Consider the following 796-nt stretch of genomic DNA (forward strand, 5'->3'; position numbering starts at 1 on the left):
CAGTAGTTATGTCGCTAAAAAATAGTTATGTCGCTAGAAAAACAAAGGCCGGTAGTCTGAATCAGACTACCGGCCTTCTCTTTTTATTCCAGCCTGTTATCGACTGCTTACGAAAAACAACCGTTATAGTGCCGCTTTCTTCGCTTCTGTAATCCAAGCATCAAACGTATTTCGGTTCGCTTTGATCCAACCGTTTACGTGCGCTTCGATATCAGCCGAGCTGTTCTTACCTTTACTCATCATCATGTTCTGAGCACTTACATCATTGATGTTAAGTTTGATGATTTCAAAAAGCTTCGCCGCAGATGGGTTGTTCTTAGCAAACTCTTTGTTCGCAATAATACGCATCGAGTTCATTTCGAAGCCGTAGTTCTTACCGTTAGACAAAGTAGTATCAACATTCGCACGATCACCCGGAAGTGAAGAGAATGGAACTTCTAACCAAACTACGTCTTCGTTAGGAACCAATACACCACTTACCCAATAAGGTGTCCACGTGTAGTAAAGAACTGACTCGCCCTTTTGGTAACGTGAAATCGTATCTGCGATGATCGCTGCATAGTTACCTTGGTTGTGAGTAACGGTATCGTCCAATTTGAATGCAGAGATTTGGTGTTCGATGACCATCTCACAACCCCAACCAGGGTTACAGCCCGTCAGGTCTGCTTTGCCATCACCATCAGCATCAAACAGCTTAGCGATTTTTGGATCAGTCAATTGACCAATGTTAGTGATGTTGTACTTTTCAGCGGTTTTCTTATCAATAAGGTAACCTTGAGCGGCACCACTTACATAC

At 43.0% G+C, this 796-nt stretch carries 1 protein-coding gene; it reads right to left on the reverse strand.

Translation table 11 applies throughout. The features are described from left to right. Positions 1-123: 123 nt before the first annotated feature. The coding region (gene proX, locus AB4653_RS23310; RefSeq protein WP_372105432.1) for a glycine betaine/L-proline ABC transporter substrate-binding protein ProX at positions 124-796 on the reverse strand (673 nt) is incomplete at its 5' end.

Source organism: Vibrio sp. 10N.222.48.A3 (assembly GCF_041475345.1).
GTDB lineage: Bacteria > Pseudomonadota > Gammaproteobacteria > Enterobacterales > Vibrionaceae > Vibrio > Vibrio tasmaniensis_A.